At 63.1% G+C, this 15,068-nt stretch carries 15 protein-coding genes and 1 pseudogene; 8 read left to right on the top strand and 8 right to left on the bottom strand.

What is annotated here, in order from left to right:
- Nucleotides 1-35 precede the first annotated feature (35 nt).
- On the top strand, nt 36-632 hold the full coding sequence (locus tag Q0562_RS05320) for an RNA pyrophosphohydrolase (protein ID WP_366144710.1): 597 nt from the start codon (nt 36-38) through the stop codon (nt 630-632).
- An 88-nt stretch (nt 633-720) separates the two neighbouring features.
- Here the strand turns inward: Q0562_RS05320 and Q0562_RS05315 are convergent, their stop codons facing one another.
- Both Q0562_RS05315 and Q0562_RS05310 read right to left on the bottom strand, forming a co-directional pair.
- Nucleotides 721-2,823 (bottom strand): TonB-dependent siderophore receptor, encoded by a 2,103-nt coding sequence (locus Q0562_RS05315; protein WP_298642069.1) that lies wholly within the window; start codon nt 2,821-2,823, stop codon nt 721-723.
- An 18-nt stretch (nt 2,824-2,841) separates the two neighbouring features.
- A complete protein-coding gene (locus Q0562_RS05310) occupies nt 2,842-3,759 on the bottom strand; it encodes a siderophore ABC transporter substrate-binding protein (RefSeq protein WP_298642067.1) in 918 nt (305 codons plus the stop codon).
- A 121-nt stretch (nt 3,760-3,880) separates the two neighbouring features.
- Here Q0562_RS05310 and Q0562_RS05305 point away from each other — a divergent pair, with 121 nt between their 5' ends.
- The 5 genes from Q0562_RS05305 to Q0562_RS05285 all read left to right on the top strand — a co-directional run bounded on the left by Q0562_RS05305 (nt 3,881) and on the right by Q0562_RS05285 (nt 8,387).
- Complete coding sequence (locus Q0562_RS05305) at nt 3,881-4,825, top strand: AraC family transcriptional regulator (protein WP_298642065.1); 945 nt, start codon at nt 3,881-3,883, stop codon at nt 4,823-4,825.
- A 206-nt stretch (nt 4,826-5,031) separates the two neighbouring features.
- Nucleotides 5,032-5,910, top strand: a complete 879-nt coding sequence (locus Q0562_RS05300) for a metal ABC transporter substrate-binding protein (protein WP_298642062.1) — start codon at nt 5,032-5,034, stop codon at nt 5,908-5,910.
- On the top strand, nt 5,894-6,727 hold the full coding sequence (locus Q0562_RS05295; protein WP_298642060.1) for an ATP-binding cassette domain-containing protein: 834 nt from the start codon (nt 5,894-5,896) through the stop codon (nt 6,725-6,727). The genes Q0562_RS05300 and Q0562_RS05295 overlap by 17 nt, the downstream gene beginning before the upstream one ends.
- Nucleotides 6,724-7,563: a metal ABC transporter permease gene (locus Q0562_RS05290; RefSeq protein WP_298642057.1), complete on the top strand. Its 840-nt coding sequence runs from the start codon at nt 6,724-6,726 to the stop codon at nt 7,561-7,563. The genes Q0562_RS05295 and Q0562_RS05290 overlap by 4 nt, the downstream gene beginning before the upstream one ends.
- Complete coding sequence (locus Q0562_RS05285) at nt 7,560-8,387, top strand: metal ABC transporter permease (protein WP_298642054.1); 828 nt, start codon at nt 7,560-7,562, stop codon at nt 8,385-8,387. Before Q0562_RS05290 ends, Q0562_RS05285 begins: the two co-directional genes overlap by 4 nt.
- Before the next feature lie 145 nt (nt 8,388-8,532).
- On the opposite strand, the gene Q0562_RS05280 is transcribed toward Q0562_RS05285, so the two are convergent.
- The 5 genes and pseudogenes from Q0562_RS05280 to Q0562_RS05260 form a co-directional block, all read right to left on the bottom strand.
- Nucleotides 8,533-8,775 carry a PTS glucose transporter subunit IIA gene (locus tag Q0562_RS05280; RefSeq protein WP_298642239.1) on the bottom strand — a complete coding sequence of 81 codons (243 nt, stop codon included), beginning with the start codon at nt 8,773-8,775 and terminating at the stop codon, nt 8,533-8,535.
- A gap of 206 nt (nt 8,776-8,981) precedes the next feature.
- Nucleotides 8,982-10,319 (bottom strand): annotated as a pseudogene (locus tag Q0562_RS05275) (sucrose-specific PTS transporter subunit IIBC); the annotation flags it as partial.
- Nucleotides 10,312-10,509, bottom strand: a complete 198-nt coding sequence (locus Q0562_RS05270; RefSeq protein ID WP_298642051.1) for a hypothetical protein — start codon at nt 10,507-10,509, stop codon at nt 10,312-10,314. The gene Q0562_RS05270 and the pseudogene Q0562_RS05275, both read right to left, overlap by 8 nt.
- A 61-nt stretch (nt 10,510-10,570) precedes the next feature.
- Nucleotides 10,571-11,050: a hypothetical protein gene (locus Q0562_RS05265; protein ID WP_298642049.1), complete on the bottom strand. Its 480-nt coding sequence runs from the start codon at nt 11,048-11,050 to the stop codon at nt 10,571-10,573.
- Nucleotides 11,047-12,015, bottom strand: coding sequence for a carbohydrate kinase (locus tag Q0562_RS05260; protein ID WP_298642046.1), 969 nt, complete (start codon nt 12,013-12,015; stop codon nt 11,047-11,049). Before Q0562_RS05260 ends, Q0562_RS05265 begins: the two co-directional genes overlap by 4 nt.
- A 226-nt stretch (nt 12,016-12,241) precedes the next feature.
- On the opposite strand from Q0562_RS05260, the gene Q0562_RS05255 reads away from it, so the two are divergent.
- Nucleotides 12,242-12,778 (top strand): DUF4760 domain-containing protein, encoded by a 537-nt coding sequence (locus tag Q0562_RS05255; protein ID WP_298642043.1) that lies wholly within the window; start codon nt 12,242-12,244, stop codon nt 12,776-12,778.
- A gap of 34 nt (nt 12,779-12,812) precedes the next feature.
- On the opposite strand, the gene cls is transcribed toward Q0562_RS05255, so the two are convergent.
- Nucleotides 12,813-14,276, bottom strand: a complete 1,464-nt coding sequence (gene cls, locus Q0562_RS05250) for a cardiolipin synthase (RefSeq protein ID WP_298642041.1) — start codon at nt 14,274-14,276, stop codon at nt 12,813-12,815.
- Nucleotides 14,277-14,349: 73 nt separating this feature from the next.
- On the opposite strand from cls, the gene Q0562_RS05245 reads away from it, so the two are divergent.
- Nucleotides 14,350-15,066, top strand: coding sequence for an endonuclease/exonuclease/phosphatase family protein (locus tag Q0562_RS05245; protein WP_298642039.1), 717 nt, complete (start codon nt 14,350-14,352; stop codon nt 15,064-15,066).
- Nucleotides 15,067-15,068 lie beyond the last annotated feature (2 nt).

The following is a 15,068-nucleotide window of genomic DNA, read 5'->3' as shown; positions in this document are numbered from 1 at the left end:
TTGTGCGGCGGCGGCGCATATGAAAGAATAGCCGCATGGATAATGATCAACCTGATAACAATATATTTGATGCCCAGGGCTACCGCTTCAATGTCGGCATCATCCTCTTGAACACGGGCAACCAGGTTTTCTGGGGGCGGCGCAGCGGGCAGGATTCCTGGCAGTTCCCGCAGGGCGGGATTAACGCGGGGGAATCGAGCGAACAGGCGATGTGGCGCGAGCTGTTCGAAGAAACCGGCCTTTTGCCGGCAGATGTCACCCTGCTTGGCGAAACGCACGACTGGCTCTACTACCGCCTGCCGGTGCGCTTCCGCCGTCGTCGCCGGCCCGGCATGGTGCAGTGCATCGGGCAGAAGCAGAAATGGTTCCTGCTGCGCCTGGAAAGCGGCGATCCGGCGGTGAACCTGCATGCCTCCGGCCAGCCGCCGGAGTTTGACGAATGGTGCTGGATTGATTACTACACCCCGCCGTCGCAGGTGGTGCATTTCAAGCGCAAGGTGTACCGCCAGGCGCTGGAAGAACTGGCGCAACTGCTGCCGGATGCGGTGCGTCAGCCACCGCCGCCGCGTGTCGCGATGCAGCAAACGGCCGACAAGCAGAAAGCGCCCTCTTTCGCCCGTCAGCACAAATAAAGGAACCCCGCAGCAGCGGGGTTTTTCGTATCCGCAACCGGCAGGCGGGAAACGGCACGGTCTGTGCCGCGCGGACGGCTGCCCGTTTTCAATCAAAGGTATAGCGGAAACCGAGGCCGATACTGCGTAATTGCCCGTAGCTGTGGCGGTCGGGGTGGGTGCGGTATTTCCGGTTGAAGAGGTTGTCCACGTGCAGGCTGATGTCCGCTTGGGGGTTCAGGCGGTAGCGGGCCATCACGTCCACCACGGTATAGGCGTGCTGGCGGCTGTTGGCTTCGGCTCCCGCTTTGGCGGCCGGGTCGTTCAGGCGGATGGTGACTGGGTCAATGTGGGTTTCACTCTGCCAGCGCAGGCCGCCGCCCAGTTCCCAGCCGCGCGCGGCGCCGGGGGTGAAGTCGTAGTGACTGTAAAGTTTGAGGCTGTGCACGGGTACGCTGTCCGGATTGAGGCGATTGCCGCTGCGGTCGCGGCTGCGGGTGTAGGCATAGCCGCCGTTGATTTGCCAGTGCTCGTTCAGCGCCCCGCCGATGTCCGCTTCCCAGCCGCTGTTGGTGGCGCGGTCGGCGGCGCGGTAGTAGGTGTCGCCGGCGTCGTCGCGCCCGGCGGCGGTGGCCAGGTTGTTTTTCCGGGCACGATAGACGGCGGCGGAAGTGTTCAGGCGGCCGTCCAGCCATTGGCCTTTGATGCCCGCTTCGAGGTTGTTGCCCTGCATCGGCGGCAGGTAGTTGTCGTTCCGGTCTTTCTGGTTCTGCGGGTTGTAGAGGCTGCTGTAGCTGGCATAGGTGCTCAGCCCCGCGCCCCAGTCATAGCTGAGGCCGGCATAGGGGGTGAAGCGGCTGTAGCTGTTGTGGTTGCGGCGCACGTTATGGCTGTCGCCGCTGCCGCCGATGCGATGGTGGTTGTAGCGGCCGCCGAGGATGAGGCTCAGGTCATCGCCGATGTGCAGGCGGGTGGTCAGGTAACCGCCGATTTGCCGCTTGTCGCCGTTCTGGGGAATGGAAGCCTGATAGCCGGTGGGTTTGGGATAGTCGCCTGTGCGCGAGAATTCGTAGATGTTGACGGCATTCGGGATGAGGCTGCGTTCGCCGGTTTTGTGGTCTTTGCTCCGGTAGCCGTTGAGACCGGCGGTAAGCTCGTGTTCGCGGCCGAAGAGGGTGTATTTGCCATCGAGGGAGATACTCAGGCTGTGGCGGCGCGGGGTGGCGTGCCAGTAGCCGGGGATGAGGTCCGCCCGGCCGCTGTCGTGGTCCACGCCGAGGATGCCGGCGGTGCCGTAGTCCTGGTGGAAGCGGCCGCGCCAGTGGTTGTATTCGATTTTGCCGCGCCAGTCCGGGCTGAATGGGTGTTCGGCGCCGAGGAAGAGGTTGAGATTGCGGTGGTCGCTGTAAGACCAGTTGGTGGCCGGATTGTCGCGCGGGCCGAGCGGGGTGTAGTCGCCCCGGTTGTCGTAGGTGATGATGCTGTGCGGCGCGTCGGCTTTTTCTTTGGCGGCCTGGTAGTCGAGGCCGCCGTAGAGGCGGCTGTCGTTTTGCCGGTATTCGAGGATGCCGTAGAGTTCGCCGGCGCGTTCTTTTTCGCGTTGCCGCCAGCTGTCGCCGCGCTCACCGCTGATAATGGCACGACCGCGCAGGCTGCCGTCGCTGTTGAGGCTGCCGCTCAGATCGGCTTCGAGATTCAGGTTGTTGCGGCTGGCGACGCCGAGGCCGGTTTCCAGCCGCCGCTCGGCGTCGGGGCGTTTGCGCCGGATGTTGATGCTGGCGCCGGGTTCGCCGCTGCCGTCGATGAGGCCGTTGACGCCGCGCAGCACTTCGATTTGTTCGATGGCGGCGGTGCCGACGTTGCCGCTGTCGCTGAGGCCGTCGGCGGCGGGCACGCCGTCCAGCTGGTAGTTGCTGATGCGGTTGCCGCGTGCGTAGAGGTAGTTGTAGCCGGCGCGGTTGGAACCGTAGATTTGCTGGCTGATGCCGGTGCTCTGGCGCAGGGCTTTATCCAGGCTGCGGCTCTGCTGGTCGCGGAGCTGGTCGGCGGTGATGATGCTGATGCTGTGCGGGGTGTCGCGCAGGTTCAGCGGCAGGCCGAGGCTGCTGCTGTCGCGGGCGGTGTAGCTGTTGCGCTCGGCGTGGACGGTGATAGGGGGCCAGTTGGGTGGTGTCGCTGTTCCCGGCGGCGGCAGCGGCGCTGAGGATGGCAAGGGCGAGCAGTTGCGGTTTCATGGTTGTTCCTGATGGGCGGGATGGGCGTTGAAGGCGTCGCGCAGTTGGGCGGCAGCCTGTTGCAGCTGTTGGGCACCGCCGGCGACGATGTAGTTGGCGGTGGGCATGAGGACGATTTGCCCTTTCTGCCAGGCGGTGGTCTGGTGTACCAGCGGGTTGTCCAGCACGGTCAGCGCCGCCGGGCCCGGCTCGCCGAGGGCGGCGGTGCGGTCAATGACGAAAATCCAGTCGGGATTTTTCTCTTTTATATATTCCATCGCGACGGGCTGGCCGTGGCCGGCGTTTTCCAGCCCCTTATCCACCGGTTCCAGTCTCAAATCGGTGTGAATCCAGCTCCCCAGCCGCGATTGGGGGCCGAAGGCGGAGATTTTGCGACCGGTGATGGAGATGACCAGGCCGCGCCCCTGATTTTTCGCGGCGACGCGGGCTTCGGCGAAGGTTTTTTCGATGGACGCCACCAGTGTTTCCGCCTCCTGTTCCCGGTTGAAAATGCGCCCCAGGGTGCGGATTTGCGCTTCCCCGCTGGTGCGGATGTTGGCGTTATCTACGGTTAAATCGATGGTCGGCGCGACGCGGGCGAGGCCGTCATAGGCCGCCGCCCCCGGCCCGCCGGTGATGACCAGCTGCGGGTTATAGGCATGCAGCGCTTCCAGATCGGGTTCAAAGAGGGTGCCGACGGTTTTTGCTTTGGCGAAGAGCGGCTTGAGATAGTCCACCTGCACCGGCGCGGTGGTGGCGGGGGTGGCAACGCCCAGTTGATTGAGACTGTCCAGCGCTGCCCAGTCGTAAACGGCGAAGCGCTCCGGGTTTTTTACAACGGAGGCTGCGCCGCGCGCGGTGGGCACGGTCAGGTTTTCGGCGCCGGCGAAGGGCAGGGCAGCCAGCAGGGCGGCTGCGAGCAGGGTACGGAACATGGCTTTTTCCTGAAAAAACGGGCCATCTATTTCAGAACAAAGGCGGCGGTGCGGGAAGCGCTGCCCCGCGCTAATTCCCGCCCGGGTGAGAAATATTCCCGTTTGGGTACAATGCCGTCCCATGAGCGCCTATCAGCATTACTACGACTACCTGCAAACGCCCGCCTCCGGCTGGCAGTTGCACCATGCCGCCGCCGGCCAGCTGCACGCCGCCGCCCGCGTGCCCCGCTGGCAGCTGGACATCAGCGTGCACTGCTTCGGCAGCGGCCTGACCCTGTCCCGCCTGACCGGCCGGGGGGCGGGTAGCTTCCCCACCACCCTGCGCCGCATGCAGCACCACTGCGCCTTCTTCCTGCTGCTGGCCGGCGGCAACCGGCTGCGGCTGGACAATGGCCGCGCATATTGCCCGACGGCGGGGGAACTGTGGCTGGTGCGCGGCGCGCTGACCGATGTGCGGGAAAACCTGCGGGCGGACGGCGACGGCCTCGCCGCCCTCCATCTCGATTTCAGCCCGGAACAGCTGCGCCGCTGGCAGGAAGAGGGGCTGCTGGAACGGCGTTTCTCCGCTTCCGGTTTCGTCCACGAACGGTTGAGTACGCGGGTGGCCGGACTGGTCGCCCTCGCCCGGCCGCTGCTGCAACGGCCGCCGCTACCGGACAGCCTCGGGCGTTTAACCCTGGAAGCGGCGGCGCTGGAACTGACCGCGCGGCTGCTGCGTTTTAACCTTGGCTGCCGGAACCCCCGCAGCCACCGCGCCCGCATTGACGAGGCCGCCGACATCATCCGCGCCGAATACCGGCAACCGCTGACCATTGCGGCTCTCGCCCGTCGCGTCGGCCTGAACGAATGCTATTTGAAGCGCTACTACAAGGCGCAGACGGGGGAAACCATCGCCGCCAGCCTGCGCCGCCACCGCCTGCACGCGGCGCTGCGGCTGCTGAACGACGGTGCCACGGTACAACAGGCTATGGCCGCCGCCGGCTACCGCTCGCCCGGCCATTTCGGCGCGGCCTTCAAGAAACAGTTTGGTTGCCTGCCGGGGGAAGTAGTACAGGGCAACCCGTAAAGTGGTGCAGGGCAACCCTGTGCTTCTCTGCGACATTCCGGCGACATTCTTGAACCCGCTGCGGCCTTTGCGGATAATCTGGCGGCGTCGGTATGATGACAAACATTACAAATGCGAGAGTTTCCTATTTACAAGCTATAAGCGACGGCGTATCGTAACGCGCGGGTAAATACCCATATTTCCACACAATCTTTATGAGGCTTATCATGAAAAAACTGTTTTTCCTGTTGTTTTGCGCCTTCTGCGCACCACTTTTTGCTGCCGACAAGCCGTTCACCGTGGTCACCACCTTCACCGTTATCGCCGATATGGCGCAAGAAGTCGCGGGCAATGATGCGCAGGTGCTGTCCATCACCAAGCCGGGCGCGGAAATTCACGATTATGAACCGACGCCGCAGGATTTGGTCAAGGCGCAGCAGGCGGACTTGATTCTCTGGAACGGGCTCAATCTGGAACGCTGGTTTGAGCGCTTCTTTGCCAACGTCAAAGGTGTGCCGTCCGTAGTGGTAACCGAAGGCATCGAGCCGATGTCCATTCACGGTGGCGATTATGACGGCAAGCCAAACCCGCACGCCTGGATGTCGGTCGCCAACGCCAAAATCTATGTGCAAAACATCGAAAAGGCGCTCGCCAAGCACGATCCCGCTCATGCTGACAACTACCACAAAAACGCCGCTGCCTATCTTGCGAAACTGGATGCAATGGATGCCAAACTGAAAGCGGAAGTCGAAAAAATCCCGGCGGAACAACGCTGGCTGGTGTCGAGCGAAGGCGCGTTCAGCTACCTCGCCAGAGACCTCGGCTTCAAGGAAGCCTACCTGTGGCCGATTAACGCCGAACAGCAGGGCACACCGCAACAGGTCAGCGCCCTGATTGAAACCGTCCGCGCTAACAAAATTCCGGTGGTCTTCAGCGAAAGCACCATTTCCGACAAACCCGCGAAACAGGTCGCGAAAGAAAGCGGGGCGAAATACGGCGGCGTGCTTTATGTGGATTCCCTCTCCACCGCCGACGGCCCGGTGCCGACCTACCTCGACCTGCTCAAAGTCACCACGGATACCGTCATCCATGGCTTCCAACCCTGACGCGACCTCGCTGGCAGTAGAAAACGTCAGCGTTACCTATCCGAACGGCCACCGCGCCATCGAAAACGTCAGCTTCACCCTCGCGGGCAGCACGGTGTGCGCCCTGGTCGGGGTGAACGGTTCCGGCAAATCGACGCTGTTCAACACCATCATGGGCATCGTCCGCCCGCAAAGCGGCACGGTGCGGGTCAACGGCCTGCCCGTCGCTCGGGCGATGCGGCAAAACGGCATCGCCTACGTGCCGCAAAGCGAAAACATCGACTGGCACTTTCCCATACTCGTCAAAGACGTGGTGATGCTGGGGCGCTACGGCCACATGGGCTTCCTGCGCCGTGCCCGGCCGCAGGATCATGCCGCCGTCGCCGCCGCACTCGACCGCCTCGGCATCGCCGATCTGGCCGGGCGGCAAATCGGCGCGCTCTCCGGCGGGCAGAAAAAGCGTGTCTTCCTCGCCCGCGCGCTCGCCCAGGAAAGCCGCATCATCCTCCTGGACGAACCCTTTACCGGCGTGGACGCCAACACCGAATTCGCGGTGATGGAACTCCTGAAAACCCTGCGCGGCGAGGGCTACCTGATGCTCGTCTCCACCCACAACCTTGGTGCCGTGCCGCAATACTGCAACGAAGTCGTCCTCCTCAACCGCAGCATCATCGCCCACGGCGGCATCGACGAAATTTACACCGTTGACAACCTCGAACGCGCCTTCGGCAGCGTCCTGAAAAACATCGGCCTCGGCGACGTCGCCCCGCAAGTGCGCATCGTCAGCGACGACGAGCACCCCGCCGTCTTTGTGGATGACCGGAGCAGCCGCCCATGAACGCCCTGCTCGAACCGCTCGCCTACGATTTCATGCTCAAAGCGCTGCTCAGCAGCGCGGCGGTTGGCGGCGTCTGCGCCCTGCTCTCCGTCTATCTCATGCTCAAAGGCTGGTCGCTCATCGGCGACGCCCTCTCCCATGCCGTCGTCCCCGGCGTCGCGCTCGCCTACCTGTGGCGGCTGCCCTACGCCCTCGGTGCCTTCACCACCGGCATCCTCGCCGCCGCCGCCATGCTCCTGCTGAAACGCCTGCCCATGCTGCGCCAGGACGCCATCATCGGCTTCGTTTTCACCCTCTTCTTCGCCGCCGGGCTCTTCATCATCTCGCTCTACCCGACGGCGGTGAACCTGCAAGCCGTCATCTACGGCAACATCCTCGGCATCGACGACCACGACCTGTGGCAAATGCTCGCCATCTGTGCCGTCTCGCTCATCATCCTTGCCTGCAAATGGCGCGACCTCATGCTGCTCTTCTTCGACGACATCCAGGCCGTGACGGCGGGTCTTGCCGTCAACCGCCTGCGCTGGCTCTTCTTCCTCCTCGTCAGCGCCGCCGTCGTCGCCGCCCTGCAAACCGTCGGCGCCATCCTCGTCATCGCCCTGCTCATCGCCCCCGGAGCCACCGCCTACCTGCTCTGCCACAGCTTCGGCCGCGTCCTCGTTACCGCCTTCATCATCGGCACCACGACCGCCGTCCTCGGCACCTACCTCAGCTACTTCATGAACGGCAACACCGGTGCCGTCGTCGTCGTCCTGCAAGGCGGCCTCTTCCTCGCCGTCTTCACCTTCCGCCGCCTGCAACACCTCGCCGCCCTGCACCACAGCCACCGCCCATGAACATCCTCACCGACGCCCTGCAATATCCCTTCATGCAACAGGCGCTCGCCATCGCCCTGCTGCTCGGCATTACCTGCGCGCTGCTCTCCTGCTACATCGTCCTCAAAGGCTGGGCGCTGATGGGGGATGCCATCTCGCACGCCATCCTGCCCGGCATCGTCATCGCCGCCGTCCTCGGCCTGCCGCTCATCCTCGGTGCCTTCGCCGCCGGACTTGCCTGCACCCTCGCCACCGGCTGGCTTGAACGGCGCAGCACCCTGCAAAGCGACACCCTGCTCGGCATCGTCTTTTCGACCCTCTTCGCCGCCGGCATCCTCCTCTTCCAGCGCAGCGACAGCGACCAGCACCTCACCCACATCCTCTTCGGCAACCTGCTCGGCATGGAAGCGGGGCAACGCTGGCAGGTCATCATCATCAGCGCCCTGGTGCTTGCCATCCTTGCCGTCAAATGGCGCGACTACATGCTGTTCGTCTTTGATGAAGCGCAAGCGCGCCTCGCCGGCCTTTCCGTGCCGCTCCTGCACACCAGCCTGCTCATCATGCTGACCCTGACCGCCATCGGCGCGATGCAGGCGGTCGGCGTTGTCCTCGTCGTCGCCATGCTGATTGCCCCCGGCGTCAGCGCGCAACTCGTTACCGCACGCTTCCACCACACCCTCGCCGTCGCGGTGCTGCTGTCCGTCGCCGCCAACATCGCGGGCGTCCTCATCAGCTTCCACTGGGACGCCTCAACCGGCGCCAGTATCGTCCTCTGCCAGGCGGCGGGTTTCTTCCTCATGCTGGGGCTGCGCGCCCTGCGGCAGGCGGGGAAACGGGCGGGGTAGTCCGCAACCGTCACCCCATGCAATGACCATAAAAAACGCCCCTTGCGGGGCGTTTTGCGTGGGCGCGTGTCATACCAATTCCGGAAATCAAGCCGGCAAGGCGGGAGGCTCGCCAACACAGCCAGATGATTTTTGGGGATGGGTATCAGGCTTTCGTGATATGCGGCCTGCCGTCTGCGATGGTGACGGTTTCGCCGTCGTCGTAAGCGGTGAAGATGATGGGGGTGATGAGGCTCGGCACTTTGTCGCGGATGGCGTCCAGATCCACTTGCAGGATGGGTTGGCCGGCGCTGACACGTTCGCCTTCTTTCCCAGTGCGCCGGCGGCAAAGGCCGGGTCGGGGATGTCGCTGGCGGCGAGGATGTCGCCCGTCAGTGGCATGACCCATTCGGCGGGGATGGGGTCGGTTTGGGTTTGTTTGCCCTCACCCCCTACCCCCTCTCCCGCAAGCGGGCGAGGGGGTTCTTGGGTTTCAGGCGCGTTTGTAGCGGCTGCCGGGGCGGTTTGCCGTTCCGGGTTGTAGCAGCTGCGTGAGAAGGCAAGTGTGAGGCTGAAGGTGATGGCGAAGGCAATCGCCATGCCGATGATGTACGGCGTGAGGTATTGCGCACCGATGGAGATGATGCCGGGGATGCCCGCTGCGCCGAGGGCGACGGCTTTGGTGTGGTAGAGGGTGATGTACGCGGCGGCGCAGGCGGTGCCGATAAGGGCGGCGTAGAAGGGGTAACGCAGGCGCAGGTTGACGCCGAACATGGCCGGTTCGGTGATGCCGAGCACGGCAGAGATGCCTGATGCCGAGGCGACGCCTTTGAGTTTGGCGTCTTTGGTGGAGAAGAGGGCGCCGAAGGCGGCTGCGCCTTGTGAGATGTTGTTCATCGCTGCGATGGGGAAGATGAAGGTGCCGCCGGTTTTGGCGATGTCGGCGATGAGCTGGGTTTCGACCGGGATAAAGCTGTTGTGCATGCCGGTGATGACCACGGGCGCGTAGAGGGCACCGAGGACGGCCCCGCCGATGACACCGGCGGTGTTGTACAGCCATTGCACGGCGTCGGTGAAGGCAACACCGGCGTCGCGGGTGAACGGGCCAACGACGGTGAAGGTGAGCAGTGCGGTGATGAAGATGGCGAGCAGCGGAGTGAGCAGCAGGTCAACGCTGGCGGGGATGATGCGGCGCAGGCTGGTTTCGAGTTTGGCGAGTATCCAGCTTGAGACGAGGATGGGCAGCACGGTGCCCTGGTAGCCGACGCGGGCGATGTCGTAGCCGAGGATGTTCCAGTGTTGCAGGGTGCCTTCTTCGATGGCTTTGGCCAGTGCGTAGTTGTTGGTGAGGTCGGGGTGCACCATGATCATGCCGAGGACGGCGCCAAGGAAGGGGTTGCCGCCGAAGATGCGTGTTGCCGAGAAGGCGATGAGGATGGGCAGGAAGACGAAGGGGGCGTTGGCGAAGGTGTTGATCATTTCCGCCAGCCCTGCCCATTGCGGGTAGGCCTCAATCAGGGTTTTGCCTTTGATGATGAGGTCGTGTGCGGTCAATACGTTGTTAAGGCCCATTAGCAAACCGCCGGCGACGATGGCGGGGATGATGGGGACGAAGATGTCCGACAGGGTTTTGACGAAGCGTTGCAGCAGGTTGCCTTTGGCAGCGCCGAGGTCTTTGGCTTCCTGGGTGCTGACTTGTTTGACGCCGGTGATGTCAAGCAGTTCGGCGGTGACTTTGTTCACAGTGCCGGTGCCGAGGATGATTTGGAATTGTCCGGCGGTGAGGAAGTTGCCTTTGGCAAGCGGGATAGCGTTAATGGCGGCCTTGTCGATTTTGCTTTCGTCTTTGAGCACCATGCGCAGGCGGGTGGCGCAGTGGGTGGCGGCGGCGATATTGGCTTTGCCGCCGACGGCGGCGATGATGGCCTCGGCGGTCGCACGGTATTCATTCATGGGAAGGTTCTCCTGATGGTGGGTGGTGGGGGCGGAAGACGGCGGTGGCGCCGCGTTTTTGCAAAGCAGCCAGTAGCGGGGCGGCAAATTTGCGGGCGATGTTGTCGTCGCAGGTGATTTCTGCTTCGCGGCTGAGGGCAAGCGCTGCCGCCGAGCTGAGGTTCAGGTAGTGCGCCAGCCATTGCCGCACGGCGGTGGGGTTGGAACCGATGGTGGTGATGACGAGGCTGCCGCGTTCCCAGTCGTAGGGGTCACAGGGCGGCTCGTCTTCTTTTTCTGTGGCGGTTTCTGCGGCTTCGCGCAGTTCGGTGCAGACTTCCTGCCAGTATGGGTTGTCCGCTGCGCAGTGCTGTTCGATATAGGCAGCGGCTTGTGCCAGGTCGTCCCTGCAAGCGGCGAGGTGGCGCAGGGTGTCGGTAAAGGCGGCGAGGCCGGCGGCGACGGAAGGGTTGCCAGCTGCCCTGGCCGTGGTAGGCGAAGGCGACGGGGTAGCCCGCCGCCGCTTCGTCGAGGTCGATGATGAACAGGTCGGCGAAGTCGTTGGTGCAGATGACGTATTGGCTGGTTTTCAGGTAGCCCGCCGTGCCGTCGCGTTCGTCGTCCTTGTAGCCGTCCTGGAAAGCGTCAAGCGCGTCAGCATCGGCGTAGTCCAGCGGCAGGCTGCCGCAGAGATTGTCATCCGGCGCAATTTTGGCATTGAGGAAGTCGCGCAGGGCGGCGGGCAGGTTCACGCGTGCTTCTCCGCGCGGAAGGCATGCAGGCGTTCGAGGTCGGGCATGCTGTCGATGGCGCCGCGCCCGAGGGTGGTGATGGCGCCGACTTTGGCGGCATGGTCGAGCAGCGCCTGAATCCGTTCTGCGGCGAGATCACCGCGTGCGACAAGGCCGAAGAAATCGCTTGCCACCAGCAGGCCGCCGATGAAGGCGTCGCCCGCGCCGGTGGCGTCCACGGCGTTGACGCGGTAGGCCTCCGTCCGCCCGCGTTCGCCGTTTTTGTCGTAGATGGCCGCGCCGTTTGCGCCGCAGGTATAGGCGACGAATTTGACGTGCCCCCGGAAGAGTTGCGGGATGCCGCGTGCGGGGTCGCTCTCGCCGGTGACGAAGGCGAGTTCGTCGTCGGAGATTTTGATGATGTCGGCCAGCGGCAGGAATTCGTGCACGGCGGCGTAGAGGTCGGCGGGGTTTTTCCACAGCGGCAGGCGCAGGTTGATGTCGAAGGAGATGGCGGCCCCGGCGGCGCGGAATTTGGCGATGGCGGCGCGGTGTGCCTCGCGCATCGGACAGGGAACGAGCGAGACCGAGCAGTAGTGCAGGATGTCGCCCGCCTGCGGGGTAATGTCGGCGAGGTTCTCCGGCGCGTAGAGCATGTCCGCCGAGGGGTCGCGGTAGAAGGCAAACTCGCGCTCGCCGCTGTCGTAGAGGGTGACGAAGGCCAGCGCGGTTTTCGCCGCGCGGCTGTGTTTGAGGTAGCGGGTATCGACCCCGGCGGCTTCCGCCGTGGCGGCGATTTGCGCACCGAAAGCGTCATCGCCGACCTGGCTCAGGATGTAGCTTTTGCCGCCGAGCTTGGCGTAGGCGGCGGCGACATTGAGCGGCGCACCGCCGACGGCGGGGGTGTAGTGCATATCGGCAGCGGGTTTGCCGCTGCGGCTGGGAACGAAATCGATGAGGGCTTCACCGATGGCATAGAGCGCCATGTTTCCTCCTGTGGCTGGTTGTGGTTCGCCGTTATGGTAGCGATTGGGCCGGGGATTGACAATTGGCAAGGAATGGCGGTTTTGCGGGCGTTTTTAGGGGGTTAGGTGTTGTTTTTGCGTTCTGTTACAATACAGTCCGCTTGGTGATGATTGTTGTCACCGGCAATTTGAAATTAAAGAGGTGTTTTATGCAAGATGGTTTTGATTTTATTTGATTGGGCAGTATATGCTTTCATATATTAAAGATTATCAGGTTATTATTTCTGCGTCCTCAGCTTTTCTGGGGACGCTTTATATTATTAAAACAAACAAGCTCAATACGCGGCGGAAGAATGCCGCCGATATTGTTTGTGCTATAAATGACGACCGCTTTATGAACGAAGGATTGCAAGAAATTCGCAGCATCATGAATGGTGAAAATGCCAGCGGGCGTTTTAGCGAATTGGGTAATCTCAAGGTTAGAGAAGAACAGCGTATCCAGCAAAGCCGTATTGCTTATGTTCTGAATCGTTATGAATATTTGGCGGTGGGTATTTTTTGCGGCACTTATGACGAAGAGATTATCAAACGTTCCAGTTATAACAAACTGATCCGGATTTTCGACCAGTGTTACCCCATGATTGAAACGGTAAGGCGGGTGACAGGCAAGGAAACCATCTGGCTGGAAACCCAGGAATTGGTGGCACGCTGGAAGCGCTATCCGTTGCAGGCGGATAGTAAAAAGCGCCATCCACGTTGGTGGCGCATGATTTTGCCGTGGTAATGAATAAGCGTGGGATGTCCCACGCTTTTTTGTTTTACAACAACGGGCTCACCAATCTTGCGCAGCGTTCGATGAAGCGTTGCAGGCGGCGGCGCTGTTCCCATTTTTTCAGCTCGACCGCTTCGCTTTGTTGCAAGTAGCCGTCGAGCAGGGCGCGGATGGCGGCAACGGTGTCCGGGGTGTACAGCGCGAGGCTGACTTCGAGGTTGAGGTAGAAGCTGCGCATGTCCATGTTGACCGTGCCGAAGAGGGCGAAGCGGTCGTCAATCACCACGGCTTTGGTGTGCAAAAGGCCCGCATCGAAGGTTTTCAGGCAGACGCCTGCGTCCAGGAGCGGGCGGTAGTAGGCGCGGCTGGCGTAGCGCACCAGGCGCGAATCGACGCGGCGCGGCACGATCAGCGTCACAGCCACGCCCCGGCGGGCGGCGATGATGATGGTGTTCAAGAGCGCTTCGTCCGGCACGAAATACGGCGTGCTGATGATGATGCTTTCCTGCGCGACGTTGAGCGCGTTGACCAGCACATCGTACACCAGCGCGGTGTCGCTGCCCGGATGCGAGGGGATGACTTGCAGCAGCGCGCCGCCGCTCGCGGCAGGCCGGGCGCGGTCGGGCATTTCATTGGCGTAGCGGTTCAGGCGGTCGAGGGTGGCGCTCAGGTTGTGGTCGTTCTCAACCGCCCAATCGCCGTAGAACACGGCTGCCAGTTCCTGCGCCACCGCGCCTTCGCAGCGCATGACGGCATCGACCCATTCGCCCACGCCCGCGTTTTGCTTGAAAAGGCGCGGATCGACGAGGTTGTAGCTGCCGGTGTAGGCGATGCGGTAGTCCACGACGAGGATTTTGCGGTGGTTGCGCAAGTCGCCGCGCACCCACGGCGCATGCCACAGGCTGAAGGGCAGGGCTTCGGTCAGTTCGACTCCCGCCGCGCGCAGTCTGCCCGGCCAGGATGAACGCCAGAAGTTCTGGCTGCCGAGCGCGTCAGCAAGCAGCTGGCAGCGCACGCCGCGCGCTGCCGCCCGCATCAGCGCCTGCAACACGCCTGCGATGCGCCCGCTGCCTTCGACGATATAGAATTCGAGCAGGCAGCAGTGCTGCGCGGCGTCGATGTCGGCGATGAAGGATTGCAGGATGGCGTCGGTGTCGGCGAGGAGGCGGCTGCTGTTGCCGCCGGTCGCGCCATAACCCGCGTCCACCTCGACCAGGCGGGCAATCTGGCGGAAACGCGTTTCGCACAGCGGCACACTCTGCGGCGGCAGGAAGCGGTCGGCAAAGGCTTCGTGGAAGGCGTGCAGTTCCGCCTGCCGCTTGGCGCGCGCCCGCCCCAGCTTCGGTTCGCCAATCAGCAGGTAGAGCAGCACGCCGAAATACGGGAAGGCGAACAGCACCGCCAGCCAGGCCAGCGCCGCGCTGCTGGAACGGCGCGCGTAAATCACGCGCAGGGCGATGATGACCGTCAGGATGAAGTGGCAGAGGAAAAACAGTTCGAGCCAGTGCATAAGCGCCTCGCGGTGAAAAAGAAGCGGCAAGTATAGCCGCTATAATGGCCGCATCCCCCCAGTCTTATTGGTCATGCGCATCCTCAGCTACAACATCCAGGCCGCCATCAACGCCCGCAGCTACCTCAGCTACACCTACCAATGGCACCGCCAATTCCTGCCCGGCCCGGCCAAGCGCAAGACGCTGGCGCGCATCGCCGCCTACATCCGCGATTTCGACCTCGTCTGCCTGCAAGAAATCGACCTCGGCGGGCTGCGCAACGGCTTCAAGAACCACGTCGAACAACTGCGCGGGCTGACCGGCCTCGCCTACCACGCCGAACAGGTGAACCGCCGCCTCGGCAAACTCTCGCTGCACGGCAACCTCATCCTCAGCAAGCGCCCGCTGCGCGAAGTGCTGAACGCGCCGCTGCCCTCGCGCATCCCCGGGCGCGGCGTGCTGGCGGTGGCGGTGGCTTGCGATGACGGCGAACTGGTCGTCGCCAATGTCCACCTCAGCCTCGGTGTGCTCGATCAGCACAAACAACTGCGCTTCATCCGAAACCGCCTCGCCGCCTACCCGGACGTACTGATTGCCGGCGACTTCAACTGCACCCCGGACGCGCCGCAACTGCAAATCCTCACCCGCCACGGCTACCGCCGCCTCGGCGACGACACGCCGACCTTCCCGAGCTGGAACCCGCACAAAACCCTCGACCACGCCCTGCTCAAAGGCGCATTCACCGGCGACTGCCGCGTCAGCAGCCACGCCGACAGCGACCATCTGCCGCTCTTGGTGGAGGTGAAATAAAA

The organism is uncultured Cardiobacterium sp., assembly GCF_938028825.1.
Lineage (GTDB): Bacteria > Pseudomonadota > Gammaproteobacteria > Cardiobacteriales > Cardiobacteriaceae > Cardiobacterium.
This window is presented reverse-complemented; position numbering and strand designations above follow the sequence as displayed.

Coding starts and splice junctions, on each gene's coding strand:
- Q0562_RS05260 (WP_298642046.1), bottom strand. CDS start 12,015: ATGGCGCTCTATGCCATCGGTGAAGCCCTCATCGATTTCGTTCCCAGC.
- Q0562_RS05305 (WP_298642065.1), top strand. CDS start 3,881: ATGAGCGCCTATCAGCATTACTACGACTACCTGCAAACGCCCGCCTCC.
- Q0562_RS05290 (WP_298642057.1), top strand. CDS start 6,724: ATGAACGCCCTGCTCGAACCGCTCGCCTACGATTTCATGCTCAAAGCG.
- Q0562_RS05310 (WP_298642067.1), bottom strand. CDS start 3,759: ATGTTCCGTACCCTGCTCGCAGCCGCCCTGCTGGCTGCCCTGCCCTTC.
- Q0562_RS05285 (WP_298642054.1), top strand. CDS start 7,560: ATGAACATCCTCACCGACGCCCTGCAATATCCCTTCATGCAACAGGCG.
- Q0562_RS05295 (WP_298642060.1), top strand. CDS start 5,894: ATGGCTTCCAACCCTGACGCGACCTCGCTGGCAGTAGAAAACGTCAGC.
- Q0562_RS05255 (WP_298642043.1), top strand. CDS start 12,242: ATGCTTTCATATATTAAAGATTATCAGGTTATTATTTCTGCGTCCTCA.
- Q0562_RS05280 (WP_298642239.1), bottom strand. CDS start 8,775: ATGGGTCATGCCACTGACGGGCGACATCCTCGCCGCCAGCGACATCCC.
- Q0562_RS05300 (WP_298642062.1), top strand. CDS start 5,032: ATGAAAAAACTGTTTTTCCTGTTGTTTTGCGCCTTCTGCGCACCACTT.
- cls (WP_298642041.1), bottom strand. CDS start 14,276: ATGCACTGGCTCGAACTGTTTTTCCTCTGCCACTTCATCCTGACGGTC.
- Q0562_RS05245 (WP_298642039.1), top strand. CDS start 14,350: ATGCGCATCCTCAGCTACAACATCCAGGCCGCCATCAACGCCCGCAGC.
- Q0562_RS05320 (WP_366144710.1), top strand. CDS start 36: ATGGATAATGATCAACCTGATAACAATATATTTGATGCCCAGGGCTAC.